The following is a 26,504-nucleotide window of genomic DNA, read 5'->3' on the forward strand; positions in this document are numbered from 1 at the left end:
AGAAACAACTCCATGATTTGGATTTTATGAGCTCAATTCTTCACAAAAAATCGATTCAGGACACTGATAATCGACCCTGCCGTAATCCCAACTTAATGCGATTCGGGATAACTCGGCAAGTTGAGGTTTAGGGTGTGTTTCGGTCCTGTTCAGGGGAAACCCCATATGCGATTTGGGGTAACGTGGCTACTTCCGGAAAGGGAACTCGGGGGGACCCCAAGCAACATCTTTAAATTCCCCGCCAACAGTCTAAATTACGTTTCCTCACTACTATCTTCCTGCTCATCGGTCGACAGATCCAAGTGAAACGTATTCCCTGTCGACTGCTCAATTGCCTGTAGTATCCGTAATTTCAACAAGGCCGGATTCCGATTGATCAACCGTGCCCCATTTGCCAAACTGCGTAGTGCCGCCGTTTCCCCCCTAGCTCTTTCCAACTGTGCCAGCCCCTCCTGCCGGGCCTGTACAATCTGAGCATAGAGTTTTTTCAATTCCCCTGGCAGCATTAAATCCTTAATGCTGATGGCCGTTAGCTGCACTCCCAAGAGCGCAGCTTCACTGGCCGCCGCCGCCAGCAACTGCTGATCCACCTGGGTATTACCTATCAAATCATCCATCGCCACCGTGCCAATGATCTGCCGCAGGCTATTTTGCACCGTCATGTACAGCCCCTGACGATAGTCCGATACTTGGTTGATGGCAATAGCCGGGTCGCTAATGGCATAAACCGCCATCAGGCTAATTTTCAGCCCCACTCCATCGGCGGTGAGCACCGCTTGCCCTGGGATGCTGAGATATTGCGATCGCATATCTACCTTACAGATGGTGGTATTCCCAAAGGCCCACAGCCAGTACTGCCCAGGCCCCAGCAACTGCTTAAACCGGCCCTTAACGTACTTCAGGCCGCGTTCATATTCAAAAACCGTAATCCGGATCGGTACCATAGAGACTTAGAACTCTCCGACCCACCACCAGGGCAACCGGGCGGAGGTCTAAACCTGCAGAGCCCAGTCGGCCTAAAAGCAATGGATCGGAGAGCTGATAGGGGTTGAACCTAGTAGATGGCGGAACCATCTTCCGATTGAAGGGGCAAGGGACAACCCTCAGCTAGCCGATGCCAGCCCGGGGGGCTAACTCACCTTCAATGGGTCCTAGGCTGCCCCATAAAAGGCCTTAACCATGCACAGCCCTAACCCTTGGCGGTTTTCACCTTCTCCGCCAGACCCAGCGCCTGTAACAGACGAATCACTCCCCACACCGGGTCAATTTCCCACCAGTTCTTTTGGAAACAGGCCGAAGATTGACAAGCATGATGATTGTTGTGCCAACCTTCACCGTAGGTGAGCACGGCCACCCACCAACAGTTGGTGGACATGTCGTCCGTATTGGTGGGGCGATAGCCAAACTGATGGCAGGCACTATTCACAAAGCAAGTGCCGTGGAAGCTCACCAACAATCGCACAAACACCCCCCACACCAAAAAGGGCATGCCGCCCAACAGGAATAGGGCCAGACCTAGGGCCACCTGCAAACCGATGTAGTTGTTGTGGCAGAACTGATAGAACTTATCCTCCCGAATATCTTGAGTCATGCGGGGCAGGAGGGAATGGGTGGGCACCGTGTGCATCAGCCAGTTCAGGTGGCTCCACCAAAATCCTTTACTGGCACTGTGGGGATCGAGTTCCTTATCCGTGTGGACGTGGTGCAGTCGATGGTAGCCCACCCAGCCATACACCCCACCCTGAAAGGCGAGGGTGCCGAGCAAAATGAAACAATGCTCTAACCACAGGGGCACCCGCAAACTGCGGTGACTGGCGAGCCGGTGGAACCCCAGGGAAATTCCCAGGCCTTGGGTGATGGCATGTAGCCCAACGGCCACCCCAACGGCGGCCCAACTGAAGTTGCTGGGCAGCAGCGCCAGGAGGGCCAGTAAGTGAAGAATGACGGTTGATGTGACCACCGGCCAGCGTAGCCGGGGACTGGGCAAAGCTGCTGTAGTAACCAAAGGAAGCACCTGAAAAAACTAAAGGTTAAGGATTGTATACCTACAAGGCAGACTAACATATCACCCTGATGGCAAGTCGTTGGCCCTAGCCGCAGATCCGAACAGTTCGAATCGGAAGCTTGGGCAGTTTTTGGATATACCAATCTCCAGGGTAGGCCATAGGTTTATTCAATTGATCCGATCCCTGCTTTGGGCCGTAACGCCAGAGCGAAGCGATAAGCTAAGGGGAGTATTGCCCATCTCTTCCTGCATGCAGACTTCGCAACCTTCCCCCCCCCGTCCCCTGAAGCTGAATACTGGCCTGGACTCTAACCCTGATGGTATCGGCACCCATGGCTTTGATGCCCAGGAGCCCCCTGAGCAATCTCTGATTGACGCCTGTGTTCATTGTGGGTTTTGCCTCACCACCTGCCCCAGCTATCGGGTGCTGGGTAAGGAAACGGACTCGCCTCGGGGGCGCATTTATCTGATGAATGCGATTAATCAAGGGGAGGCGGAGCTGACCGAGGCGGCGGTGAGCCACTTTGATTCTTGCCTGGGGTGTTTGGCTTGTACCACTGCCTGTCCGTCTGGGGTGCAGTATGACCGGCTGATTGATGCGGTGCGATCGCAAGTCAACCGCAACCACCCCCGGTCCCTCCCTGCCCGGTTGCTACGTCAGCTGATCTTTTCCCTATTTCCCTATCCAGACCGCATTCGGCTGCTGCTGAGCCCCATGGCCCTCTACCAGTGGCTGGGGGTTTCTCAGCTGGTGCGCCGTACCGGCCTGCTAGATCGCTGGTCCCCCCAACTGGCCGCCATGGAGTCCATCCTGCCCCGGGTCACCCCCCAGTGCTTCCAGGACAATCTGCCAGAGACCGTGCCCGCCCAAGGGGAACAGCGCTACCGAGTCGGCATGATCCTAGGCTGCGTCCAGCGGGTGTTTTTCTCCCAGGTGAATGAGGCCACCGCCCGCGTTCTGAGCGCCAATGGCTGCCAGGTGATGATCCCCAAAAGCCAGGGCTGCTGCTCCGCCCTGCCCGCCCACCAGGGGGAAACCCACCAGGCCCAAGCCCTGGCCCGCCAAATGATCGACAGCTTTGCCGCCACCGAGGTGGACTACATCATCATCAACGCCGCTGGCTGCGGCCACACCCTCAAGGACTACGGTCATATCCTTAAGGACGATCCTGACTATCGAGACCGGGCCATTGCCTTTAGTAACAAAGTCCGTGATGTCCAAGAGTTTTTAGCCGAAGTGGGGTTCACGGCCAAACTCTCTCCTTTGACGGACGAGCCTCTCAAACTGGTGTACCAAGATGCCTGTCACCTGCGCCATGGCCAGGGCATTACCCAGGCCCCCCGCCAACTGCTCCAGCAAATTCCCGGTGTCACCCTCACCGAGCCGATGGATGCCGCCCTCTGTTGCGGCAGTGCCGGTGTTTACAACATGTTGCAACCCGCCGTGGCCAATGAACTGGGCCAAATGAAGGCGAAGAATCTGGTGAATACGGGGGCTACCCTGATTGCTTCTTCTAATCCCGGCTGCGCCTTGCAAATTCAGAAACATTTAGCTCGACAGGGGCAAACAGTGCCGCTGATGCATCCCATTGAGCTACTGGATCGATCCATCGCTGGTCAGCAACTGGCATAACGGGAATGTAGTCAGGGCGTTTCACTGCTGCAAAAGTTGGTTTGCGATCGCACACCCGCTAAGTCCACCGCCAACCGCTACTCCCAATATCGCTGGGTGATGCAAAGATGATTTAGCCATTCAAAAAATTATGAAAACTAGAGCGATGCCCCAAAATATGCTTTAATCCCGGCCAAAATTGTCTCCATCGCCAAAGCCGCTAACAATAAACCCAAGATCCGAGTGATCACATTCACTCCAGTGGAACCTAACCCCTTCTGGATAAAGTCGGCAGACAACAAGGCCACATAGGTGATCAGGAGCACGCTCAGCAAAGCCAGCGCAGTCATCGCCTGCTGCATCACACCAAACTTCAGATTGTCAGTCAATAACACCACTGACATGATGCTCCCTGGCCCTGCGATCAGGGGCATCGCCAAGGGAAACACCGCTAGATCAATAGAGGAAGCCGGGTCAGTCGAAGCTGAGTGGCCCCCTGTCTCCTGTAAAACCATTTGTAAGGCCACGATCAGTAACAACAGTCCTCCCGCGATCCGAAAGGCAGGCAGGCTGATCTCTAAAGCCTCTAACAGCTGCTGACCCAGGACTAGAAAGCTTAACAAGATGACGGTTGAGATGCCGACCCCCAAGAATGCGAGTCGTTTACGACTAACATGGGGCTCGTTTTTGGTGATAGCAATAAAGATCGGCACCAGCCCAATCGGGTCAATCACGACAAAAAATGTCACCGCATCCTGAAGAAAGTGTTGAAACATAGAGGTCTTTGCAGAATTATTGAGGCAAGGCTATTCTAACCATCATGGTACCTGTCCTTGATGGCAGATGGTATGGATACCGTTAATGGTTTCCAGGGAGACTTGTTGAAGCTGTTTGCTGGCGCTTACCTGTTGCTCTCCTAACTGTTTTGCCTGTTTGGTAATCTGTTGTACTACCAGCAAGATTCGCAACAGCATGCCTATGGCAAGGAAGGTTAAACCAAGTCCAGGTTGAGAACCCTAGTTCTGGCCCACCCTGCGGGAAGCAAGCTACACCCCCAGCCCCTCTCCCGGAGGGCGTTGGCTCCCCGTCTCCTTCGGAGACGGGGAGCCAGCAAATCGTCAAAGTCCCTCTCCCCTCGGGAGAGGGATTTAGGGTGAGGGAAACTCCAGGTTTCGAGTTAGACAAGGTTAGCTGCCATGATCACAGCAGTATACCTGTCAATGCAGAATCATCCATGCGGATAGCCCATGGATAACAACGACTATGTTCGGCGCAATTTGCTGAAACCTGTCAGCAAATTACTATAGCTAAATCCCTGATGGCAATGGTTTACCAGATCCAGACATCCCTCCATAAATCCGTGTTACCGTGTGGTGTCAGTCACGGAGTGGGCGTTCTAACCAAATGGTCTGGGGTAATGGGATCTTAGTCTGTGGTTTTTATGGTTATCGCAACCTAGGTGACGAGGCCATGCTCAGCGGTCTACGCCATTGGCTACAGCGCTGTGGTTGCGATTTGCCGTTGACGGTTTATTCTAAAGACCCAGAAGATACCCGCCTACGCCATGGCGTAAGCGTGCTGGACAATCGCTATGCCGGTGGACGACGAGCCCGTCTACAAAAATGGCTGCGACATCGGACAGCCCTCGCTACCCATCGTTTTTTTATCCTGGGTGGGGGAGACCTGCTCAGGGATGATCCGGTGCGAGATGTGGCAGGGGAGTGGTTGCAACCGTTGGAACAAGCGGTCTGGGCTGGCAAACGGACTCTGGTGCTAGGTATTAGCGTGGGTAAGCTGTGGCGACCGGAAACCCAGGCCCGGATTAAAACCGTCCTCAACCAGGTGGATTTGATTGCGGTCCGAGATCGGATCTCTCAACAACGACTCATCAGTCTGGGAGTGAGTCAACCGGTCCATGAAATGAGTGATTTAGCCCTAGAAATAGTTGCGCCTAAGGACTATTGCCCCCCAGCTGATAGCCATCCCAATATCGGTATCTCCGTGCGCCCCGTTGCTGGTCGCAATGAACAATCTAGCGACGACAGTTTTTACCAGCACCTGGCCACCCTGGCCGATCACTTGGTGGAGATCCATGGAGCCACTATCCACCTTTTACCCTTTCAGGCCTATAACGATGACTTTCGTCAACGATACTGTCCCCCGGTGGATGATGAAGTTGCCATTGCTGAGGTGGTTAACCGTAGTCGCCATCCAGAAAAGCTCCATATCGTGCCCCGGATCGATTCCCTAGACGAGTTGATTCAGCGTCTTAGCCAACTGGATATGATGGTGGGGACCCGTCTCCATGCTGTGATTTTGGCCGCCGGGTTGGGGGTGCCGGTGGTGGCTATTGAATATGCTCCGAAAGTCACCGGCTTTATGAAAGCCATTAACCAAGAGCAGTGGAGTATTCCCCTGGCTGACTTTACGGCGCAGCATGCCTTAGAACGTGTTAATACGATGTTGTCGGCAGGGGAGACGGTGCGGCAGCAGCTCAGGCAAGGAGTAGACGCCTATCGGAGCCCGATGGATCAGGTGGATCGGTTGTTAAAGGACGTACTACTGTAAGTTCTGTTGTTTTAGAAAAACATGGCAGTACCTGGAGTATTCCTTTTAAGTCACTTGTGACGATGATGGCCGGGGGTTAGTTAATATTATCGATGATAAACAGCTGTGATACTTGCACTGTCGAGCATATTTGCACGGGTCATGAAACCGACAAGCGCATTGCTTGGATTTTCAGGCAGTTCCAAACGTTCCGTACTCAGCGCATACACCGTAAAGATGTAACGATGGACCTCACCGGGAGGGGGACAAGCGCCGCCAAACCCAATGGTACCGTAGTCATTTCGAATCTCAATTGCCTCACCAGGTAAGTCGTCATTGATACTCACATTCTGAGAAATAGAGTTCGTGGAGGCTGGGATATTGACGACATTCCAGTGCCACCAGCCTGATCCAGTTGGTGCATCTGGATCGTACACATTGATTGCAAAGCTTTTTGTTTCTTCTGGTGCGCCAGTCCATGACAATTGTGGTGACTGGTTTTCACCTTCGCATCCAAAACCCGCAAAAACGTGGGCATTTGTCAACTTTTCACCTTCGGAGACGGTTGTACTGGTTAAGTTAAACTCCTGCGCAGATGCAGGAGATGTGATCATTGTGGTGAGCAAAAAGCTAAGGACAGTAAACTTACTAAGCATTGTCGTGGTCTTCTTTAAGTTGAGTATTGTCTACACTCTGAATTTAGCAAGGACAGCTTTACTCTACTTTCACCAATCAGGCAGAAACTATCAAAAAACGCTCAATTTTCTACCTTGCGTATCTCACTTGGCTTGATTCCAAATCGCTTCTTGAACGAATTTGAAAAGTGGGATGGTGCTTTGAATCCACAATCAAATGCGATTTCTGAAATTGGCATGTCTGTTGACTGTAAAAGACTAAGCCCATGCTCAAGTCTCGTATTCTGCAGTATTTTTGAAAACCCTTGCCCGGATTTGGTTAACCAACGTCTCATGGTTGCCTCACTTATGGCAAAATGCTCGGCCACTTCACTGGACCGCCAAGGGTGGCTTAAATCTGTTTCAATAAGTCTTCTAACCTTGCTAAGTGGTTTCTCTTCTTCATTAGGTGAGAGATGAACACCCTTATGTTTTAACCAGATCAAGGGTTCCAACAGTCGATGCTGTCTGATCGGCTCTGGTATTTCTGTGTCGTCCAGTGTGGCCTGAATAGCATTTAATATTTGGAAGGATTGACCTGTAGAAGCTGGCACGATTTGGATGCCAGTTGATTCAGATTTTGGTGTTTTGTTAGAGAACACCGCTTCTATCATATGACGTGGAAAGCAAACGCCAGTAGCCCGATAATCATCGCCAAGCACGGGTCGGTTTTCCATCGTCACTACAGATCCAGGTGGAAATATCATCACATCTTCAGTATGCCCAATCAGTTCACCGTTTATTGGACACAATACCCTTTTGCTACCAGCCTGAATGAAGAACAAAAATGTGTGTTGAAAATAAAGATCGGTAAACGTAGCTGTCGTTGCCTGAGAGATTGACAGCACGGACACATTGGATTGAGAGCAACGTCTGGACATCCGCAGAGGTAGGATCAATTCTTGCATTGGGACGGTAGGCGAGAGCGCTCTTCCCATCCAACGCAAACGTTTGGGGGCGATTACTCACCCACCGATCATCATCAAGCAGCTTAACCTATGCTTTTATAAATTCCATAACACTTTGGTAGAAGCAAGCTAAGGTTGCCCATCACCTAAGCAGATCGGTGATCGCTTCAATGGGGGCGCCACAATAGCATCTGGCCGTCACTTCCAGTAGGCGATCGCAACCATCATAGGTGCCCAAAGACGTAATACTGTAGCCGGAGATCGACTCCACCACATAGCTATTCAAGGTCCCCGCCCCCTCGTAGGGCAGCAGTTGGGCGTAAGCGGGGACGCGACTCCTGTGCTGTCAAACTGATAGCCCATCGACCAGATGGCCTGCTCCTGCAAAGATAGGGTCGGGTCCGGAGCCACCAAACGATCCGTGATGGCGAAAGGCCGGTCAAAGACCATCGCGTCAATCCAGGCCGCCGCCGTAATTTTATTGGTTTTCGGGTGGTGTGCGTTTCCCCCTTGCACGCTTTAACTCATACCCAGCAGACCGATAGGCTTCCCCCGTGGAGGCAGAGCCTCGGCACGAGGGAAGCTTTGTTAAGAAAACCACACTGAGCCGATGTAACGTAGTCAAACAAACAAACTTTCTGGATGGTTCTGTTAAAGTGCTTTGAGCCCACGAATGAAAGCAGCCCTCTAGCGTTTCATTCACCTATCCTGAGGTTTTTATCGTGACTATTGGTATTCGGACCGTTGCGATCGCATCGCTAAGTCTTTCGTCCGCTATGTTAGCGGCTATTCCCGCAACGGCCGCCACCTTTACCTATGGCGAAACGGCGGTTGAAGCAATCAACTACCTGTCAACAAATCTCAAGGGCCGTAGCATTGGGACAGCGGCAGAGGCCCAAACCGTTGATTATATAGTCGAGCAGCTCGAAGGTTTTGGCTATATACCCGAGCTACAGCCGTTCACCTATGAATTTGATGGTGAAACGTACACCTCCTACAACATCGTAGTCGAGCGGACAGGTACCTCCGGTAAACAAATGCTCTTTGGGGCGCACTACGACAATGCACCTAGCAACATACGACCCTTCCTCGACCGCACTAACCTAGAAGGCACCAACGACAACGCATCCGGCGTCGGTGTCCTCTTAGAGCTGGCCCAACGTTTAGAGCCAGAGACAACCCACACCGTCAAGTTTGTGTTCTTCGGGGCAGAAGAGATTGGTCTAGTTGGGTCAGGGGTCTATGCCAATAACCTCAGCCCAGAAGACATCGACAATACCTTGCTGATGACCAATCTTGATAGCCTGATCGTCGGTGACAAAATGTATTTCAACGCCGGACGCGGCGCAACCGAAAATCCGAGCTGGTTTAAGTACCGTGACTTGGCGCTTGAGATTGCTGCCGAAAACGGCATCGCCGCAGAGAGTAATCCCGGCTTTAATGAGTTTTATCCTATAGGCACGGGCTGCTGTAGCGATCTAGAATCTTTTGACATGATCATGCCGGTCCTTGCGGCGGAAGCCACCAACTGGGATATTGGCGAAAAAGACGGCTACACCCAAACGGCCAACCCCCTAGTCCCTGGCGGTGCCACCTGGCACGACCCCGCAACGGACAATCTCGCCTTTATCAACGCCGTTTTTCCAGGCTTGATCGAAGAACGCGCCCACAACTACACGCTAGTATTTGATCAGTTTATCGACCGGGTCAATGCAACATCCGTGCCTGAACCGGCCAGCCTCCTAGGGTTGCTCGGTGTCGCAGGTGCGATGGGCCTATGGCGAAAGCGCCCGGACAGCAAGGTCTAGAGTCTGGAGACAGAGCCTCCCGCGTTGCGTCCCAGTCTTCGGCTGGGACGCAGGAACAACTAAGTTTAGGGGCACCCATGAGGCGTGGCCGAAGCGATGGTAAGGGTTAGCGCGTCCTCTGCAACGCCCAGTTAGGCCACAGAGCGAAGGCACAGAGTGTCAGTCTGTGTTTTGACCGATTCGCCATAGAACGCCTGATGGATCTAGCATGCAGAAGTCTCTCATTCGCCAGGGCTGAGATTCGATTGGGCCGACCTTGATGCCGTATTTGGATGCGACGTTGGATTCTTGGACGTGCCTCCACCATGCGTCTACATCTTCTACAAGGATATGCATCATGAAATTGTCGGCCAACGATTCTGTGCAAAAGTCTTGCAGCAAAAAGCTCACATGCCCAAAGTGGAAGTAGGCAACACCATCGCCTTCGGATGCCATCATGAAGCCCAAATCCTTGTAAAACTGCTTAGACAGTGCAAAGTCTTTGGCTGGAACGAAGGCCTTTATCTCGGTAATTTTTAGATTTGGCATAGAGAGAGGGTTACACGAATTACTGAGCTCGCTCTTAATGGGAGCCTAACGGTGAATTTGTGCGGCGGCAGATAACCTCTGACTCCCATCGGTCACCTCCGCTCCGTTCGTATCAACGCAGTGTTGGCTGACTGTAGCGTAGGCTTTACGCTAGCGCTGGGTAGCCTCACTTAGTGCTTCCTGAAGCACTTCATCACTCACACCATGACGCTTTAAACTGGCAATCAACGCAGAGACAGTATCTCCCTCTAATCGCTCAAGGTCAGCACGCAGCCCTTGGCCAATATAGGCACGTGCCAAGGGCTGATACCCGGAAAAACCCAATAATGGAGCTAGACGCTTCAGATCCTCAATCACATCTTCTGGCATCCGAATAGTGATCGTTGTCATAGGCCGATCCCTATTTAATCGTTGTTTCAAAGCATCAATCTTCATAATATTCGCGATCCTTGCGTGTCGCTTTGCGGGCTGAAATAATCCTAATGGTGTCGTTTTCACGCTCTATGTAAACGGCATATAAAAGATTCCAGCGTCTGTCCAGACCAATGACCGCATCGCGCGCTTCATCATTACGACTCGCATCAACCACAACAAGAAACGGATCAAAGAACGCCTCCGCAGCTTGCTGAAAGGTGATTCCATCGTGGTTTATGGGGTTAACCCTGGCCTTCTCGTTATTCCAAACGAAGGTGACGCCATTGAGCACGAAATGTACATCCATACCCCATATTGTAGCCATCATGTATTTACACCGTCAATACATGATGGTGCTGAGTACCTTGGTTTGCCTCAACCCTGCTACTCAGTCGGGCTGTTAGTTGGATGGCCGCCTAGCAAATACCCTTAAGCAGCCCAACGGTGAAGTTGTGCGGTGGCCAGAAGCTCTGATCTTAGTTGATAGCTTTTGCTCCATCCGCACCGACGTAGTGTTAGGCTTCACCGTCAGTTTTCGGTGGTGTATTGGCGGCGTCTTGTATCTTTTTCTGAAGAACCGCAACAGCGTTAGAGTCCAGTTCCTTATCTGGTGGAACCATTTCTCGTTCAGCCAGTGCAGTTGTGATCTCAGCCGAAGAGGCTTTTCCTAGTTCCTGCAACAAAGAGTTGAAGGACAGTTTTTGCTCCTGGATTTCTTCTTTAGGAACTGAGTCGACAACATAGGAAAGGGTTACCTGTCTTGTCAGAGCATAGACAATATATTGATTTAAGGAAACACCTTCACCTTCTGCCAAATTAGCCAGTTGTTGATGTAGTGTTTCTGGTAATCGAAGGGTTAATCGACTCATACTTCACCTCCATTGCTTGCTAATTTGACGACCAACTCAACTGGAGTCATTACTTGTAAGCCTAGCGACATTTCAGCATTTTTAAAGTCACGCAGATTGGACGTAATGACCACTGCTCCTGCATTCATGGCACAGTCCACAACTAAATCATCACCTGGATCTGGCGAAGTGGGTCTCCACGAATAGTAAATTTCTGCAAACTGACAAAGGTTTAGCAATTTACCTAGAACGGGTCGAAGTGTTTGCCAGCGTTTTTCGGAAAGCTTACGGGATAAAACATCGACGTATTCGTAAGCAAGGGCATTGGAAACACAAACGGTCAAAAGACCAGCCAACCATGCATCCATGACTAACCCAACAGCACCGCCCTGCCTAGTTAAGCCCTCGAATACAACGTTTGTATCAATCACAACTCGCAAAGATGAATCAACAGCCATGACACTACTATAGCACCGTATTTAGTGTCAGTAATTCGGTCCTATAAGCCACAAATCTGAATCAACACCTTTCGTCCCTGTCTCGGCCCATCCAAATCCACCAGCATCACAGACTGATACGTACCCAACGCCAACTTCCCATCCACAATCGGCACCGTCTCACTATTCCCCAGCGTCATTGCCATCAAATGCGAGTGCGCATTAATCGGCTCATCCGGTGGCACATCCCGCAAATGTAGATCATTATGCAAATACTGACCCTGCGGTGGAGCCAATTGACGCAGATAAGCCTTAATATCCACCAGCAACCGTTCCTCAGCCTCATTCACCGTCAGCGCCGTCGTCGTATGACAAGAAAACACCACCACATGCCCCTGGGTCACCCCAGCCGCTGTCACCTGTTGCTGAATATTCGCCGTAATGTCAAGAATATAAATTGTCTCAGCCGTATCAAAGGTTAGATAGTGAGAAACTAACACCATAGTCCCATTCCTTATAGGGCATCCCATGAACACTTCCCATCAAGACCCAGCCGTGATCGAAAGAGTTCTGGCCAAAACGAAGTATATCGCCGTAGTAGGTCACTCACCTAAACTCCAACGTCCCAGCTATCAAGTATCCCGCTACATGCGTCAGCAGGGATATATCGTCTACCCCGTTCACCCAGCCGCCAAAGAAATCGACGGCCAACGGTGCTATGCCTGTTTGGCCGATGTGCCCGGTCCCATCGACATAGTGAATGTATTTCGGCGCAGTGAATTTCTCCCTGACCTGGTGGATGAAATACTCACTCTAGAAACCATGTCTGAGGTGAAATGTCTGTGGACCCAGCTGGACATTTATGATGGGACGGCGGCCCAGAAGGCGATGGAGCACGGCTGGCAAGTGGTGATGGATGCCTGTCTTAAAATTGAATTCCAAAAGCGAAGGGCAAACAGCGTTGCTGATTTAGGGGATGGACCGATCGGCTAGCCATGCCATTTGACGGTATCTTTCAGGTGAAATTCTCCCAAGGATCAGCAACGCCAACTCATTAAATGGCTGGCATTCGCTCTCCCATCTGCACGCGCCATAGGTTGGCATAGATGCCATTGCGGGCCAAGAGTTCTTCATGGGTGCCCCATTCCGATAGTTTTCCTTGGTCCATGACGTAAATGCAGTGGGCATTGCGGACGGTGGAAAGACGATGGGCAATGGCAATGGTGGTGCGATCGCACGTAATCTTCTCCAACGATCGCTGAATCGCTGCCTCCGTATCGTTATCCACCGCCGAGGTGGCCTCATCCAAAATTAAAATCGGTGGATTCTTCAGCAAGGCGCGGGCAATGGCCAGCCGCTGCCGTTGGCCCCCCGAGAGCTTTTGGCCCCGTTCCCCCACGATGGTCTCATACCCCTGGGGTAACTGCTGGATAAAGTCGTGGGCCTCCGCTAGCTGGGCCGCCTGGGCAATTTCCTCGGGCGTCGCACTAAAGCTGCCATAGGCAATATTTTCAGTCACCGTCCCATGGAATAAAAACACATCCTGACTGACCAACCCAATGGCCCGACGCACATCGTCCAGGTGCAGCTGACGCAGATCGTGGCCATCCAGGGTGATCTGACCATGGCTAATGTCATAAAACCGCAGCAGTAGTTTGACTAAAGTACTCTTGCCGGAGCCCGTCGCCCCAACGATGGCGGTTGTTTTACCCGCCGGAATTTTTAAGGTCAAATGCTCCACCACGGGGGGACGATCCCGATAGGCAAAAGTAACATCCCGAAAGACAATCTCCCCCTGCACATTACTCACCGGCAGCCGATAGTCCCCAGGCCGAATCGCCACCGGCGTATCCAACAAGTCCATCACCCGCGTGATAGACGCCATGGCCCGGCGATACTCATCCAGGGTTTCCCCCAACCCGGTTAGGGGCCACAGCAACCGCTGGGTTAAAAACACCATCACACTGTAGGATCCCACGGCCAAATTGCCTGCCACTGCCTCCAGACCGCCATAGATCAGGGTGGCCGTAAACCCCACCAAAATCAAAATACGGATCATGGGAATAAAGGCAGAACTAAGGGCAATGGCCCGGCGGTTGCTTTGGCGATAGGCCTCGCTATCTTGGCCCACCCGCTGGGTTTCATAGGTTTCTGCGGTGTAGCTTTTAATCGTGGCAATGCCCGTCAGGTTATTAGACAGTCGCCCATTGAGCAGCCCCACCCGTTCCCGCACTTCGGTATAGCGGGGGGCCAGGTGTTTTTGGAATGCGATCGCACCCCACACAATAAACGGCATGGGCAGCATCGCCAGCCACGCCACCTGGGGAGCCATGACAAAAAATGCCCCGCCAATCAGCAGCACCGTAGTGATGACCTGCAATACTTCATTGGCCCCCTGATCAAGAAAGCGCTCCAGCTGATTGATGTCATCGTTGAGAATAGACATCAACCCTCCCGAACTGCGCTCTTCAAAAAACGCCAGCTCTAAGGATTGCAGATGGTTGTAGGCATCCAACCGCAGGTCGTGCTGCACCGACTGGGCCAGGTTCCGCCACATCCAGTTATAGATATACTCAAATGCCGACTCCAGCGTCCACACAATCACCGTCATTACAGACAGCCAGATAAACTGGTCGCGAATGCTGGATATCCCCCAGCTGGCAATCATGGAATCCTGCTGCTTGACCACCACATCCACCGCCAAACCAATCAGCACCGGTGGGGCCAAATCAAACAGCTTATTCAAAATCGAGGTCAGACTCGCCAGCCAAATCCGGCGGCGATAGCGTTGACCGTAGGTTAACAAACGCTGGAGGGGGTAGTTCATGGCACCTGATGGGGGAATTTTGGCCAGGGAAGGGTTCAGTGAACCGTCCTAGAATCCTTCATTGAATCCTTTATTGTGAACCATAGTTGCGGCGGTTCAACGCTCTGGACCATCGATTCCATTCATTCACCTGACCCATGTCATGGATACCCCATGCCATGGATATGCAAATGCCATTTTTAACCCCAGACGTGAATATTCTTAGACCCGGACATGGTTGTTAAAGAGTTCAAAAAGATCTCGTGAGATCTACGGTAAGACCCACTTTTTTGGATACTCTGTCTACATAGGTAACTCGGTGTGCTACCCATCACGATTCATCCCAACAGACTAAAACCCTTGTTTGTGAATCACTACCAACTTTCAGGGTGATCTAAACCACGGTCTAATTAAAACTAGGTATTTTCGCCATAGAAGCACTGCGGCCCTAGACGTGGCTCGGCGGGGCAGTACTGACTTATTGCGCTCTAGGCGAGTCTGGGCTTGCTGGGGCAACTCCAGGGCATTCTATAGGTTGCATGCTCTTACTAAATAAAAATATTTCCCTAACCCATGGCTAAGCCGAAGCTCGTAGCTTTCCCTTGGCCCAAACGACCGTTCTGGACGTAGTTAAGGTTGATGGACAACAACGCTCGGTTTTTACTGGAGTGTTGTCGTTGCTTTATTCTGCTTTATCCATTTAGGGTTTAAGCCCTATCTAAATACGCCTACTGATAAATATATGGAAACTCCTTTTGCAATTCGCTACCACAACATCAAACTCCGGGTGGAGCGTTTATATAAGAGTACGGAATTAAAAACGGAGAAGGAGAAACGATCCCTCAGGTTGGAGGATGTATCCTTCACCCTGAAGGGGGGAGAATGTATTCACTTATATCCCTCAGTTGTCCATGGATTACTGTTAGATGCGGTAGTCGGCCATACCCGCATCGATGCGGGAGCCATTTGGATAGACCATCAGGGACAGTGGCTCAATTTACCCCAGCTATCCCCCCGCCAGATGAGACAGATTCAAGCTCGCACCATTGGTTATATGGGCTCCAGTGAAGCATTGCGTTCTATGCCCACCGTGATTGACTGTGTGCAGAGTCGGTTACTTGAGCTGGATTTTTCCCATTCCCAAGCCACATCCCACAGCCGCCATGTTTTAGATTGGGTGGGGTTACCGCGCAGTCTATGGCACAAGGCTCCGGCCGATTTGCCCCTAGTGAAGTTGCACCAGGTTAATTTGGCCCGCACGTTTGCTGTGGATTACAGCGTTGTCGTGATTGACCTGCCCATGGATCACTTTGACCCGGACAATCAGAAGCGTCTACAGCAGCTGATTGAATATCGCAAAGCTCAGAATAGCTGCTTTATTGGCTGCTTTGATCAGGTGGAACTGCGGCAGAATGTGTGCGATCGCAACCTCTCCATCCCCATCCCCACCCCGATTCCCAGGGATAAATCCAGGGACCAACCCGCACCCACCGGCCCATCTACTGGCGTAACAGTAGGTAGTACAGTCGTCCACTCGTATTGATCAATCCAGCCTGCTGGCCAGCCAACTCCCCCGTCCCCACAAAAATATCCACCCGGCCCGGCCCCCGAATTGCCCCCCCGGTATCCTGATCCAGCACATACCGATTTATGGGCCTAGTCTGCCAGTTACCCGCTGTGCTGGGTACGGGCAGATTCAAACTAATCAAGGCCAATGCCCCCGGCGGCATCAACGTTTTGTCCGTGGCAATGGAGCGCCCGGCCGTCACCGGCACATTGAGACTGCCCATGGGCGGCGCGCCCCCCGTTGCCTGGAAAAATACAAACCGATCGTTGCGGGGCAAGTAGCGATTGAGTTCTTCTGGATGCTGCTCAAAATAATCCAGCAGCACCGGCAGGGACAGGTCTGCCTCCGCCACAATGCCATCCTCAATCAACGCCCGACCAATGCTGGTATAGGGATATTCCGTCCGTCCGGCATAGCCCACTGACATCACCGAACCATCCGTCAGCTGTAGTCGAGCCGAGCCCTGGACCTGAACTAAAAAGGCCTCTAGGCGATCCCGCAACCACACCAGTTCTAACTCTGCTAGCGGCCCTTGTCCTGCCTGCAATCCATCCGTTCCCTCTAGCTCAGCCCGGGTAGGGTGGGGCAAGGGCCAAGCATCCAGATCCGCCGGTCGACTATAGAGGGGATAACGATATTCCGCCGTGGGCACCGCGCTGGCACTGTAGGTGGGCTCAAAATACCCCGTAAAGTCCACATGGCCAGCCCCATCACTGCCTACGGAGCGATAAAAATCAAATTCCTGGGCCACCGATGCCTGCAGTTGCTGGGCCGAATGGCTGGTGGCCACCAGCTGCCGAAACCGTACCAGACTCTGCTGCACTCGCTCCTGGATCACCCCCGCTAGGGGATAGGCTTCGTAAGCCATGGCCGCCGCATCCGTGGCCAAGTAGTCCAAACTGTGATCAATCGCTTGGAGTAGTGCTACTCGATCTTGACCAAACTGAGCGTCATATCCCAAACATACATCGTCTACAAACTCAACATGGCAGTTAACCAGGTCCAAAGGAAATGCGATGGCAGATGGTTGGGTGAACAGGTGGGCCGAAAGTGGACAACAGACCAATGCCGCCCCTAGGACTGCCCGCAGTTGCCAAAATTGCTTAACCATCACCGCCGTTCTAAAACCGCTCCACACTGGAGCTAAACTGTGGCTCCACCCGGATCGCAATCAGTCGTGATGGCCGCATTACCATATATTCCCCAGGATTAATCTCGGGTAGTGGCACCTTAATAAAGTCCTCCGAAGACGCCTTGGGCATAAGCTCATTGCTGTACCACTTTTGGAAATCTTGAATTGATGAAAACCTCACTTCCTCATGATGGCCGCCATCAAAAAGCATGTGGACGATAAATTCACTAGGTTTCCTAGGCATATGTGCGCGCCGATTTAAGTGATCGACCTATTATGGACCTTCAACCGGCAAAAGTTGCACTTAATAACGATACGAATACTTACAAAATCGTTATGTGTCCCCTGGCAATTCCTGAATAAAGGTAGAGTTTACTCGTATTTTTAGTCCGGTTCTTTTCCACACATCAACACACTTTTTAGAATCCCATGTTGCGTAAAGTTTCCATAGCTATCGGTGCTCTTTTGCTCATTGGGCTACTGGCAGTGGGCGGTTGTCAGCTCACTCAACTCAAAGCCTCCCCATCTAGCGACAATGCTAAATGGGAGCAAATTGAAGAGCAAACCCCCGCCGTTGCCGTTGACAAGAAAGCGGTCATTGACGGTGGTAACTTCAACAAGTTTTTCCCCAGTGACGGTGGCGGATACGAACGAGTCTATACCCAAGAAAAAGATGGCTTTGCTGAAGCCAAACTTAACCAGGATGGCAACACCCTAGCCATGCTGTCAGTGTCCGACACCGTTTCAAACCCTAGCGCCGCTAGCAAGTATCAAAATAGTGAGCGCACCCTGGCGGGCTATCCCGTAGCAGAAGTGGGCAGTACCGCCACCAGTCTGCTCGTGGCGGATCGTCTCCAGGTCAAAGTCCTCTCTCGGGATCCTGACTTTACGTCAGCCGACCGTGAAGCCTGGCTAGAAAAGTTTGATCTTGCTGGTCTGGCCAAACTGGTCAATTAACCCCCACCCAAGTCCCCCATCCCAATCTGAACCCTAGAGTTTTAACCTATCAGAGAACTCCAATTCTGGCTGGGGGACGAAGGTTCTATCGCCTGAGACGTAAATGAGGACATCAACATGAGCAAGCCAATTTATGAGCTAGTTAACGACCTACCTCAGAAAAACCTCACGGTTTTTGTACTGCGTTCCTTGGATAAAGTGCTGCCCGGGGAATGGGAGAATATCGTAGGTTTTGAAAACACCATTCGACAGGTGACGGGGGAAAGTGACGCTGCCCTGATTGAGCAAATTGGTGCCCGGGCCATTCAGCTCTATAACGATAAGTCTGAAGGCTACCAACGGGCCATGTGGCTTTATCAAACCATCGATTCCACTGGGCGTGCCCTAGGGCAGGCGGCGTTGGCCGGTAAGGTGACAGAAAATGTACCCTTTTTGTCCATTGTGAATCGCCTTACGCCAAAACCCGAAAAGGCCCAGACCATCGACCTCTGCATGAAGCTGGTGACCGAGATTGTGGCCTTCTGCAAAATCAACGGTATTCCCGGCGACAGTGTCGGTGATTTTGTCAAAGCCTTGGGTGACTATGGCGGTGAGTCTTTGATCCGCATGGCGGGTCTTGTCTGTTTCGATGGCTTAGTCCCCCTGGGACCCAATTTTATCAAGCAAACAGAAACCATATTGGGCAATCTCACTCCCAAGGACTTGGATAGTAATCCGGCATTTAAGGCCATTAAGGAAGCCATCCCTGGGGGTAAACCTGACGATCAGCTCACCTTTATCGGCAGTAGCTTTGAGTCGGTTAAGGGTTGGATGGGGAACTTTGTGGAATCCAAGGGGATTACGCCCCAAAGCGTGGTAGCCAACATCAAAACCTTTGTGGATGTGGCGGATGATAAAATGGATTATGTTGGGGCCTTTTTGGATATTTCCACGAATTACTACGAGCACACGGGGGTACAAACCCTGGCCCGACGCCTAGTGGAACGGGCCGTTGCTGAAATTTAGGCCAATGCAGCCGATGTGACCACTGCCAATGTGACAACTTATGGCCATTGTTAAAAACGTTCTGGGTGACAATCTCCAAATTTGCTGTACAAAACCGATGACGGGTTTTTATCGGGATGGCACTTGCAACACAGGACCCAATGATATGGGTTCTCACGTTGTCTGTGCCGAAATGACGGCGGAGTTTTTGGCCTATACCAAAGCCCAGGGCAATGATTTAAGTACCCCCATGCCCATGTACCAGTTTCCCGGTCTAAAGCCTGGCGATTGCTGGTGTCTATGTGCTAGCCGCTGGAAAGAAGCCCATGAGGATGGCATGGCTCCCAAGGTGGTTCTGGCGGCTACCCATGAAAAGGCATTGGAGCAGATTACCCTAGATGTTCTCCAGCAATATGCCACTGAGTAGCCGACTGAGGTTAACTTGGGGGTTCGGCCTTAGCCACCGCTGACGGGCGGGATAAATACAACTTCATCGCCATCATGGATTGGGGTATCGGCTTCAACAAACTGCAGGTTGATGCCAAAACGGGTTAGTTCTTGCCACTGCTTGAGGTCGGGGTATTGGGTGCAGATGCGATCGCACAGTTCCCTAACCGTAATCTCCTCCGGTAGGGTCATTTCCAGATCAGGACGCCCCAAAGCATCCTGATAGGCGGCAAATAACTTCAACGTAATAGATATCATCGTCACCCAGGGTGTTTAATCTGTCTTCAAGACCTATTAAACAACCCCTTAAGTACTTTTTAAGTACCCGTTAAACACCACCGCTTAGACACCGACCGCTTAGACACCGACCGCGTTGGCTAGGGTATCCAATAGCATTTGCTCACGGTAAGGCTTCGAGAAGTATGAATTGGCCCCTAACTTCATCGCTAGTTTACGGTGCTTCTCCCCGGTACGGGATGTCAGCATCGTAATGGGCACCTGGGAGCAACGATTGTGGGAGCGCAGTTTTGCCAAGAATCCATAGCCATCTAGACGCGGCATTTCAATGTCGCAAACAATCGCATTAATATCTAATCCAGCATCCAATTTCTCTAAAGCATCGAGACCATCCTTGGCCTGAGTCACGCGATACCCATGTTTCTCCAGGGTTAGTGCCAGTAACCGTCGCACATTAACCGAGTCATCCACCACCAAAATCGTTGGCTGCTGGGATACCTTGGCCATATTAGGCTGCAGGTCACTGAGCTTACCGCTGAGTAGGGGGTTTCCATACAGTACCGCCGCTTCTTTGATATTGGACCCTTCACAACTCAATACCCAGCGGATAAATTCTGGTGCATTCAGCAGGGGGACCACCTGGCCATCCCCAAAGATGGTGCAGTTGTTAAATCCGGCTGGCATGGGAACCGTGCCTTCCACCCGCCGGAGGGCCACTTCTTGATCTCCCCATGAGCGGTCGATCTGCAACCCAAATGACTGGTCGTTGTAACGGAAAATCAGCACCGTTGGCACCGTCACATTGGCACTCATTTCCAAACTTTCGATGTGGCGAGCACAGTTAAAGGCCAACCACTTAGCCATGCGAATCAGGCGAACTACCTGGCCACCGCGGGTAAACATCTCGCGACCACCATCCTGGTAAATATCTTCATTGGCCACCACCGTGATTTCCTGAAGATTATCCGTTGGTATGGCCATGGGCAGACGATTACTCTCGACCAACAACACCCGGGTCACAGATAGGGTGTAGGGCACCGAAATGGTAAATGTTGACCCCTGGCCTGCCTGGGTCGCCACACTGATATCGCCGCGAATGTCTTCTAGATTGTTGCGGACCACATCCATCCCCACCCCACGCCCAGACAGCGCAGTCACCTGGCTAGCTGTACTAAAGCCAGGCTCAAAAATTAGGGAGAGCAAATCAGTTTCACTCGCTGTGGCCAACAACGATTCATCCAGCCCCATTTCTTGGGCCCGGGCCCGAATCTTGTCTAGGGGAATGCCGCGACCGTCGTCGCGAATGGTGATGATTGTGCGGCTGCTTCGCTGCTGGGCGGTGATGGTAATGGTGCCCTGTTCTGATTTGCCAGCGGCTCGGCGGTCATCTGGCGTCTCGATGCCATGATCAAAGGCATTGCGCAAAATGTGCATCAATGGATCGTTCAAGGACTCTAGGATATTGCGATCCAACAGGGTTTTGTCCCCTTCCACCTTCAGCTCAACTGGCTTACCAAACTCTAGGGATAGTTCACGCAATGCCCGAGGGAAGCGATTGGTAATGTCCGATAGGGGCCGCATCCGCAACTTGTTGAGATTGCGCTGGAGTAAACGTGTAGTGCGCTGTAAATTACGCGATGACTGCTCGGCCATATCCACACTAATTTCAAGATCGTCGGCCACCTCTCGCAGCCTGACGGCCGTTTCCATAATGTCGCGGAAGGGCAAATGACGCTCGTCATAGCGATCCATTTCTAGGGCATCAAACCCAGATGTACTGGAGGCAGAGTCTTCGTGGATTGTCAGGGCAGGCCTGGCCGCCCCGGTAGGGTCCTTTGCCGGCGGTAGCATCAGCTGGTTATCACTGGCGGTTTTATCATAGGCGTCCCGCAGATCTTCCTCCGATTCTTCTAGGGAACGTAGCCGCTCGTTAAGCAGCTTAACCAAGGTTCTTAGGCGCTTTACTTCACTGTCGAGGCGATGACGCTCAATGGTCAGATCGCCGAAGTAGTCGTTGAGCTCGTTCAGCTGCCGCACCGACACCCGCACCGTGGTGTCTTGATCGGCCTCTGTGCCTACCTTAGCTTCAGTTGCTGGCTGACTTGAGAGGCGAAACTCCGCCTGGGGTGGGCTTTGCTCATGTGCCCCTGTTTCCCACACAGGGCTAACGGCCTGCACCTGCGATGGAAACACATCGGTGTCTGGGGGGTGAACGTTAGTCGGTGAAATCACCTCTGTCAGCTGGATGACTTCATCTGGGGATAGAAAGTCTGCTGACTGACCAAAAATGTCCTGGTCAGCGGGTATGCTTTCTGCCTGGGCTAGGAGAGCGGCCCAATCCTCGTCTGAAGTTTGTTCTACTGATAGGATATCGTCTAGGTTTTGGGGGTTGCTAACTGGAGGGAAGTCGTTGGATGGGGCTTGGCCACTCTCCCCCGGGAGAATCTCGAAACTCAATCCGGTTAGGGCGACGGGAAGCTGTTCAACCTGGCCCGCTAAGATCAGGCTTTGGGACTGCCGCCATGCATCTAGGGCAGCTTGGGCCACTTCCATGGACTGGGCCTCATTTGCCGTCCCCATTGCCTGCTCTACGGATACGCATAGCTCACAAAAGGCTGGCAGCTGTAGCATTTCCCCCAGACCGCCCAGTTCCTGGGCGAGGATAGTGACTTCTTCCCGTAGTAGTTGAGGTATCTGACTAGAGATGGCCGTGTCTAGGCGAATTAGACACCCTTCTACTTCGGTACTAAATAGTACCGGAATAATATCCTGGTTTTCATCGGACGACAGTAGACTATTTTCGTCCTCAAGATCAGCTTCTCCCAAAATGTCGTAAAGCTGTTCAAAAATAGGCATGGCTGTACTACTCAGCCATGGTTCTTCCGGTTCACTGCGGTTGCGATCGCAATCAATTACCCGCCGCAACACATCTATCGCCGACAGTAATAGCCGCTCCAAATTGTCATCAATAACCAGCTTATCCCGCTGAATTTTGAGCACCTTTAACGAATCTTCCAGGCGATGGGAAAATTCACTCAGAAGGACATATCCCATCATGGCCGCCCCCCCTTTAATAGAATGGGCAGCGCGCAGGGCAGCATTGATGCTGTCTTGCAGTACACCTTTATGGGCTAGGTCCAATAAGGACCCGTCTAAAGTCTGCAGATATTCATCAGCTTCATCGAGAAACTGAAGCTTAATCTCAAGTTCTTTATCCATTGCCATGACATTGCACCTGTTGCATACCTGTCTTATGTGACTGCCTATTGCCCGATCCAACGTAGACGCCCTGATGATTCAAGCGTCCTGCGAGAGCCTTATTCATCTACCTTAAAGGCAGCCATGGACAGTTCCAGCTCCTTAGCCACTGTCACTGTCTGCTTCAACGCATCCGAAACAGCCTTAGACGAGCTGGACGTGCGTTCAGATACCAACGAGATTTCCTGCATTAAGGTAGATACATCCGCTGCTGTTTCTACCTGGGAAACCGTTGCTGCAGAAATCGTCTGCACCAGGGCATCAATTTGTTGGGACACTTCCATCATTCGCGTCAGGCTCTGCTTCGCTTCGTCCACCCGACGAGTGCCTTCAACGACTTGAGAGGTACTACTTTCGATAGCTTCCACCACATCGGCGGTCTCTCGCTGAATACTGTCCACAATCCGCTCAATATCTTGAGTGGCCGCCGCTGAACGCGCCGCTAGTTCCCCCACCTCTTCAGCAACCGCCGCAAAACCCTGACCCTCTTCTCCAGCCCGGGCTGCTTCAATACCGGCATTAATGGCTAGCAAATTTGTCTGGGTAGCAATTTGGTTAATTAGGGAAACAACCTTAGAAATCTGTTGGGAAGATTCTCCTAGCCGCTTTACCTTCTTAGCCGTTTCCCCTACGGTTGTGCGGAGAGCCAAAATATTTTGCACCGTCAGATCCATGGCAGCACCGCCGGTTTCAGCCGTTTGCGAAGCTTCACGGGCCACCACCGCCGCCTGCTGTGCCCGATCCGCGGCATGGGTAATCGCCATGGTCATAGTTTCCACAGAATCCAACGTTTTAGTTGTTCGCTCCGCTTGTTTTAAGGCATCTTCAGCTAGGGCCTCCATCGCAGCTTCGTTATCCCCCAGGGACGTATTTACCTGGACCGCTGAAGTTTTTACCTGAGTCACAATTTGACGCAAACTCTCAATGATGGCATTGAAAAAGTCGGCAACCGTACCAATTTCTCCTGCCGAAACATCAGCCCGCACGGTCAAGTCACCTCTGGCAGCTCCTTCTACATCATCTAAAAGACTCAGTAGTTCCATTTGAAGAGTCTCTTGACGCTGTCGTCGTTCCTCAGATAGGGCCTCTGCTTCTAACTGGGCCTGCTGTTTCTGGTTGAATAGACCCATTTGCTCGACAGATAAACCAACCTGTAGGGCAGCCTGTTTAAAGAAGCTGATGTCTAACTCGCTCCAATTCCGTGGACCGGAGCATTGGTGGGCCACCAGCAAACCGAGCAGTTCTCCATTTTCCACAATGACAATGGGGGCCACCAAATTAGCTTGGACTTTAAAGGGTTTTAGCTGCCCTAGATGACAGGCGGTTAAGCCAGCCTCAAAAATGTTGTTGGTTACCTGCACCCGCCCCTGACGATATTTGTCGACATAGTTGTTGGCAAAACATGGGTCATTAATGTTAGCTCCGAGGGCTGCGGGCCAGCCCATGGCAACGGATTCCGATACAATCTCACCGCTCCAGTCCTCATTAAAGCGGTAGACTACGACCCGATCCGCCTCAATTGCCTTGCGAATCTCATTGACTGCAATGCTAAAGATGCGATCTTGATCAATATTATTTTTCCGCAGGTCACTGGTTAGGCTAGCTAGCTGGCTAGATCGTCGAGCCGCTTCCTCTTGAATACTCGCCTGGTTTATCAGGGTGCCTTCAGACTGTGCCACCTTAGCGGTTAAATCGTTAAAGGCCGCCGCCAGCTGGCCGACTTCGTCACTGGCAAACACATCGGCTTTTATCTGACGATTACCCCCAGAAAAGGCCTCAGTAGCCTGCTGAAGGCGCTTAATTGGGCTGGCAACGGCGCGTCCCAACAGCTGGGCCAACAAGATATCAGCCAAAATTGCCAGCAATACAATTGCAAACTGAATCTGCAAACTTCTATTGATCAGTGTCTGGAGATTAGATTCTGATGTCCCGCGCACTAAAACACCAATCGGTTCACCGTTGATGTCATCCAGTGTTTTGGCAGACATTGCGTAGGCACTGCCACCAGGTTCCACGAGGCGTGTTGATACAGCCTTGCCTTGATTTTGGACGGCAAGGTTCAGGATTGCCTCATCATAAATTTCTTCACCGAGCTCAATCTCATCCTCACCTTCATCCAAATCGGCCGATGCAGCTAACTGAAATGTATCATTCCCATCGAATAGGTAAATCGCATCGTAACCAGTACCAAATACCTGGACACTCGTTTCAACGATAGTTGATTTACCGTTGACAACATCACCCGCAATTAACACCCCAACCAACTCATCAGGCTTGTTTTGGGCAAACACTGGAGTGGCCACATAGCGAATTAGGGCGGTGTCTCCCTCCGTTGATAGCTCAAAGTTTTGGCGCTGCAACTCGCTACGCTCAACTAGACCGTTTAATTTGAGCTGCTGCTTTTGGGACACAACCCGGGACACTAAGTCGTAGGGATTAAACTCTTCGCCAGTGCGATCAGTTTGGGCATTAACGATGATTTTGCCATCGATCCCAACCAGGGTGGCATATTCAATATTACGGGCCTCAATTTCCCCTTGCAAAATCTTACGAACGGTAGAGCGCTGTTCGCTGCTTACTTCATCAGGCTGTTTGGCAATGCCTTCGGCTAGCTCCACAATTGCCGTATTTTCGGACTGTCCCCGAAAACCAAACCCCATTTGGTTAACTTTGATGCTGTATTGAATATCCATGACTGATAGTTCAGCCGCAGCCTGCTTCAATAACTGCTGACGCGCCCCACTAATAATTAATAGTGATCCTGCTCCCACTAGGCCAATAACCGAAATAACCTCTGATGAAATTAGACCAATTAGCTGTTTGCTACTAACGGGAAGGTCGTAGAACCACTGCAGGAAATCGCCGCTCTTTGAAATAGTTAGATTTTCAGTGGCATAGCGTCCCTCTCCCTGGCTATATCGAACGCCTCGGCAGGACATGACGTCCTTCTCGGAGGACTCTGCTGGCATCTCTTTCGGGGCAGCAGCATTCGCTGGTACGGGGAGTTCAACGTTTGGGGCGACATCGTTTGTAACTGCCGCCGCTGTATTCCGGCGACTAAGGGCTGCAATCTCTTCTAACTGGGCAGACAGCTCCAGGGTTGGCTGCTGTTCTTTTCCGTTGTACGGCTCTTTGCTATTGTTCTCAATGTCGCCTAACGCTTTCATGACGGCACCTTCTAATGGGGGTGGGGTGGCGGAGTCTGCTGGATTGGCAGACCCTGCCGCTGCGCTGACCTTAGGATTAGGCTCAGCATTTGAGTTTGTACCAACATCCATGGTCATGAGAACTTTCCTTTGGATAGCGTTTCAATAAAAAGTCGTAGAACGATCAGA

27 protein-coding genes are annotated in these 26,504 nt (G+C 51.7%); 8 read left to right on the forward strand and 19 right to left on the reverse strand.

Features of this window, described 5'->3' with window-relative positions; all coding sequences use genetic code 11:
- Window positions 1–254: 254 nt before the first annotated feature.
- Window positions 255–944, reverse strand: a complete 690-nt coding sequence (locus VB741_RS16010) for a slipin family protein (protein ID WP_323366186.1) — start codon at window positions 942–944, stop codon at window positions 255–257.
- Window positions 945–1,189: 245 nt separating this feature from the next.
- Entirely contained in the window at window positions 1,190–2,005 is an 816-nt protein-coding gene (locus VB741_RS16015; RefSeq protein WP_323366187.1) for an acyl-CoA desaturase, read from the reverse strand.
- 250 nt (window positions 2,006–2,255) lie between these two features.
- Between VB741_RS16015 and VB741_RS16020 the strand changes: the two genes are divergently transcribed.
- Window positions 2,256–3,638, forward strand: coding sequence for a (Fe-S)-binding protein (locus VB741_RS16020; RefSeq protein ID WP_323366188.1), 1,383 nt, complete (start codon window positions 2,256–2,258; stop codon window positions 3,636–3,638).
- Window positions 3,639–3,775: 137 nt separating this feature from the next.
- On the opposite strand, the gene VB741_RS16025 is transcribed toward VB741_RS16020, so the two are convergent.
- Together VB741_RS16025 and VB741_RS16030 are read right to left on the reverse strand one after the other, a co-directional pair.
- On the reverse strand, window positions 3,776–4,393 hold the full coding sequence (locus VB741_RS16025; RefSeq protein WP_323366189.1) for a MarC family protein: 618 nt from the start codon (window positions 4,391–4,393) through the stop codon (window positions 3,776–3,778).
- A 42-nt stretch (window positions 4,394–4,435) separates the two neighbouring features.
- Entirely contained in the window at window positions 4,436–4,591 is a 156-nt protein-coding gene (locus VB741_RS16030; protein WP_323366190.1) for a hypothetical protein, read from the reverse strand.
- Window positions 4,592–5,021: 430 nt separating this feature from the next.
- Here VB741_RS16030 and VB741_RS16035 point away from each other — a divergent pair, with 430 nt between their 5' ends.
- Window positions 5,022–6,185 (forward strand): polysaccharide pyruvyl transferase family protein, encoded by a 1,164-nt coding sequence (locus VB741_RS16035; RefSeq protein ID WP_323366191.1) that lies wholly within the window; start codon window positions 5,022–5,024, stop codon window positions 6,183–6,185.
- A gap of 86 nt (window positions 6,186–6,271) precedes the next feature.
- On the opposite strand, the gene VB741_RS16040 is transcribed toward VB741_RS16035, so the two are convergent.
- The 3 genes from VB741_RS16040 to VB741_RS16050 all read right to left on the reverse strand — a co-directional run bounded on the left by VB741_RS16040 (window position 6,272) and on the right by VB741_RS16050 (window position 8,032).
- Window positions 6,272–6,778 (reverse strand): YbhB/YbcL family Raf kinase inhibitor-like protein, encoded by a 507-nt coding sequence (locus tag VB741_RS16040; protein WP_323366192.1) that lies wholly within the window; start codon window positions 6,776–6,778, stop codon window positions 6,272–6,274.
- A 143-nt stretch (window positions 6,779–6,921) separates the two neighbouring features.
- The gene (locus VB741_RS16045; RefSeq protein ID WP_323366193.1) at window positions 6,922–7,515 is read right to left on the reverse strand and encodes a helix-turn-helix transcriptional regulator; all 594 of its coding nucleotides are present in this window, start codon (window positions 7,513–7,515) and stop codon (window positions 6,922–6,924) included.
- A 373-nt stretch (window positions 7,516–7,888) separates the two neighbouring features.
- Window positions 7,889–8,032: a hypothetical protein gene (locus VB741_RS16050; RefSeq protein WP_323366194.1), complete on the reverse strand. Its 144-nt coding sequence runs from the start codon at window positions 8,030–8,032 to the stop codon at window positions 7,889–7,891.
- A gap of 436 nt (window positions 8,033–8,468) precedes the next feature.
- On the opposite strand from VB741_RS16050, the gene VB741_RS16055 reads away from it, so the two are divergent.
- A complete protein-coding gene (locus VB741_RS16055; RefSeq protein WP_323366195.1) occupies window positions 8,469–9,554 on the forward strand; it encodes a M28 family peptidase in 1,086 nt (361 codons plus the stop codon).
- A gap of 159 nt (window positions 9,555–9,713) precedes the next feature.
- Here VB741_RS16055 and VB741_RS16060 read toward each other — a convergent pair whose 3' ends face one another.
- The 6 genes from VB741_RS16060 to VB741_RS16085 all read right to left on the reverse strand — a co-directional run bounded on the left by VB741_RS16060 (window position 9,714) and on the right by VB741_RS16085 (window position 12,284).
- Window positions 9,714–10,082 (reverse strand): VOC family protein, encoded by a 369-nt coding sequence (locus tag VB741_RS16060; RefSeq protein ID WP_323366196.1) that lies wholly within the window; start codon window positions 10,080–10,082, stop codon window positions 9,714–9,716.
- 150 nt (window positions 10,083–10,232) lie between these two features.
- Entirely contained in the window at window positions 10,233–10,517 is a 285-nt protein-coding gene (locus VB741_RS16065) for a hypothetical protein (protein WP_442786378.1), read from the reverse strand.
- Window positions 10,507–10,803, reverse strand: a complete 297-nt coding sequence (locus VB741_RS16070; protein WP_442786379.1) for a BrnT family toxin — start codon at window positions 10,801–10,803, stop codon at window positions 10,507–10,509. Before VB741_RS16070 ends, VB741_RS16065 begins: the two co-directional genes overlap by 11 nt.
- 208 nt (window positions 10,804–11,011) lie before the next feature.
- Complete coding sequence (locus tag VB741_RS16075) at window positions 11,012–11,365, reverse strand: YlcI/YnfO family protein (RefSeq protein ID WP_323366199.1); 354 nt, start codon at window positions 11,363–11,365, stop codon at window positions 11,012–11,014.
- A complete protein-coding gene (locus VB741_RS16080) occupies window positions 11,362–11,802 on the reverse strand; it encodes a PIN domain-containing protein (protein WP_323366200.1) in 441 nt (146 codons plus the stop codon). The genes VB741_RS16075 and VB741_RS16080 overlap by 4 nt, the downstream gene beginning before the upstream one ends.
- 41 nt (window positions 11,803–11,843) lie before the next feature.
- Window positions 11,844–12,284: a secondary thiamine-phosphate synthase enzyme YjbQ gene (locus VB741_RS16085; RefSeq protein WP_323366201.1), complete on the reverse strand. Its 441-nt coding sequence runs from the start codon at window positions 12,282–12,284 to the stop codon at window positions 11,844–11,846.
- Between the two features lie 25 nt (window positions 12,285–12,309).
- On the opposite strand from VB741_RS16085, the gene VB741_RS16090 reads away from it, so the two are divergent.
- On the forward strand, window positions 12,310–12,774 hold the full coding sequence (locus VB741_RS16090) for a CoA-binding protein (protein ID WP_323366202.1): 465 nt from the start codon (window positions 12,310–12,312) through the stop codon (window positions 12,772–12,774).
- A gap of 61 nt (window positions 12,775–12,835) precedes the next feature.
- On the opposite strand, the gene VB741_RS16095 is transcribed toward VB741_RS16090, so the two are convergent.
- Entirely contained in the window at window positions 12,836–14,608 is a 1,773-nt protein-coding gene (locus tag VB741_RS16095; RefSeq protein WP_323366203.1) for an ABC transporter ATP-binding protein, read from the reverse strand.
- A gap of 721 nt (window positions 14,609–15,329) precedes the next feature.
- On the opposite strand from VB741_RS16095, the gene VB741_RS16100 reads away from it, so the two are divergent.
- Entirely contained in the window at window positions 15,330–16,130 is an 801-nt protein-coding gene (locus VB741_RS16100) for a hypothetical protein (RefSeq protein ID WP_323366204.1), read from the forward strand.
- Here the strand turns inward: VB741_RS16100 and mltA are convergent.
- The gene (gene mltA / locus VB741_RS16105; RefSeq protein WP_323366205.1) at window positions 16,087–17,265 is read right to left on the reverse strand and encodes a murein transglycosylase A; all 1,179 of its coding nucleotides are present in this window, start codon (window positions 17,263–17,265) and stop codon (window positions 16,087–16,089) included. The two genes, VB741_RS16100 and mltA, sit on opposite strands and share 44 nt — an antisense overlap.
- A gap of 10 nt (window positions 17,266–17,275) precedes the next feature.
- Window positions 17,276–17,530 carry a hypothetical protein gene (locus VB741_RS16110; RefSeq protein ID WP_323366206.1) on the reverse strand — a complete coding sequence of 85 codons (255 nt, stop codon included), beginning with the start codon at window positions 17,528–17,530 and terminating at the stop codon, window positions 17,276–17,278.
- Window positions 17,531–17,715: 185 nt separating this feature from the next.
- Between VB741_RS16110 and VB741_RS16115 the strand changes: the two genes are divergently transcribed.
- From VB741_RS16115 to VB741_RS16125, 3 genes are all read left to right on the forward strand, one after another.
- Window positions 17,716–18,243 carry a hypothetical protein gene (locus tag VB741_RS16115; protein WP_323366207.1) on the forward strand — a complete coding sequence of 176 codons (528 nt, stop codon included), beginning with the start codon at window positions 17,716–17,718 and terminating at the stop codon, window positions 18,241–18,243.
- Between the two features lie 117 nt (window positions 18,244–18,360).
- On the forward strand, window positions 18,361–19,248 hold the full coding sequence (locus VB741_RS16120) for a hypothetical protein (RefSeq protein WP_323366208.1): 888 nt from the start codon (window positions 18,361–18,363) through the stop codon (window positions 19,246–19,248).
- Window positions 19,249–19,288: 40 nt separating this feature from the next.
- On the forward strand, window positions 19,289–19,654 hold the full coding sequence (locus VB741_RS16125; RefSeq protein ID WP_323366209.1) for a DUF2237 family protein: 366 nt from the start codon (window positions 19,289–19,291) through the stop codon (window positions 19,652–19,654).
- A gap of 29 nt (window positions 19,655–19,683) precedes the next feature.
- Here VB741_RS16125 and VB741_RS16130 read toward each other — a convergent pair whose 3' ends face one another.
- The 3 genes from VB741_RS16130 to VB741_RS16140 all read right to left on the reverse strand — a co-directional run bounded on the left by VB741_RS16130 (window position 19,684) and on the right by VB741_RS16140 (window position 26,453).
- A complete protein-coding gene (locus tag VB741_RS16130) occupies window positions 19,684–19,932 on the reverse strand; it encodes a MoaD/ThiS family protein (RefSeq protein WP_323366210.1) in 249 nt (82 codons plus the stop codon).
- A 99-nt stretch (window positions 19,933–20,031) separates the two neighbouring features.
- On the reverse strand, window positions 20,032–23,130 hold the full coding sequence (locus VB741_RS16135) for a hybrid sensor histidine kinase/response regulator (RefSeq protein ID WP_323366211.1): 3,099 nt from the start codon (window positions 23,128–23,130) through the stop codon (window positions 20,032–20,034).
- A 98-nt stretch (window positions 23,131–23,228) separates the two neighbouring features.
- Window positions 23,229–26,453, reverse strand: a complete 3,225-nt coding sequence (locus VB741_RS16140; protein WP_323366212.1) for a methyl-accepting chemotaxis protein — start codon at window positions 26,451–26,453, stop codon at window positions 23,229–23,231.
- Window positions 26,454–26,504: the final 51 nt, after the last annotated feature.

The sequence above is a fragment of the Leptothoe sp. PORK10 BA2 genome, assembly GCF_034932105.1.
Taxonomy (GTDB): Bacteria; Cyanobacteriota; Cyanobacteriia; order Phormidesmidales; family Phormidesmidaceae; genus Leptothoe.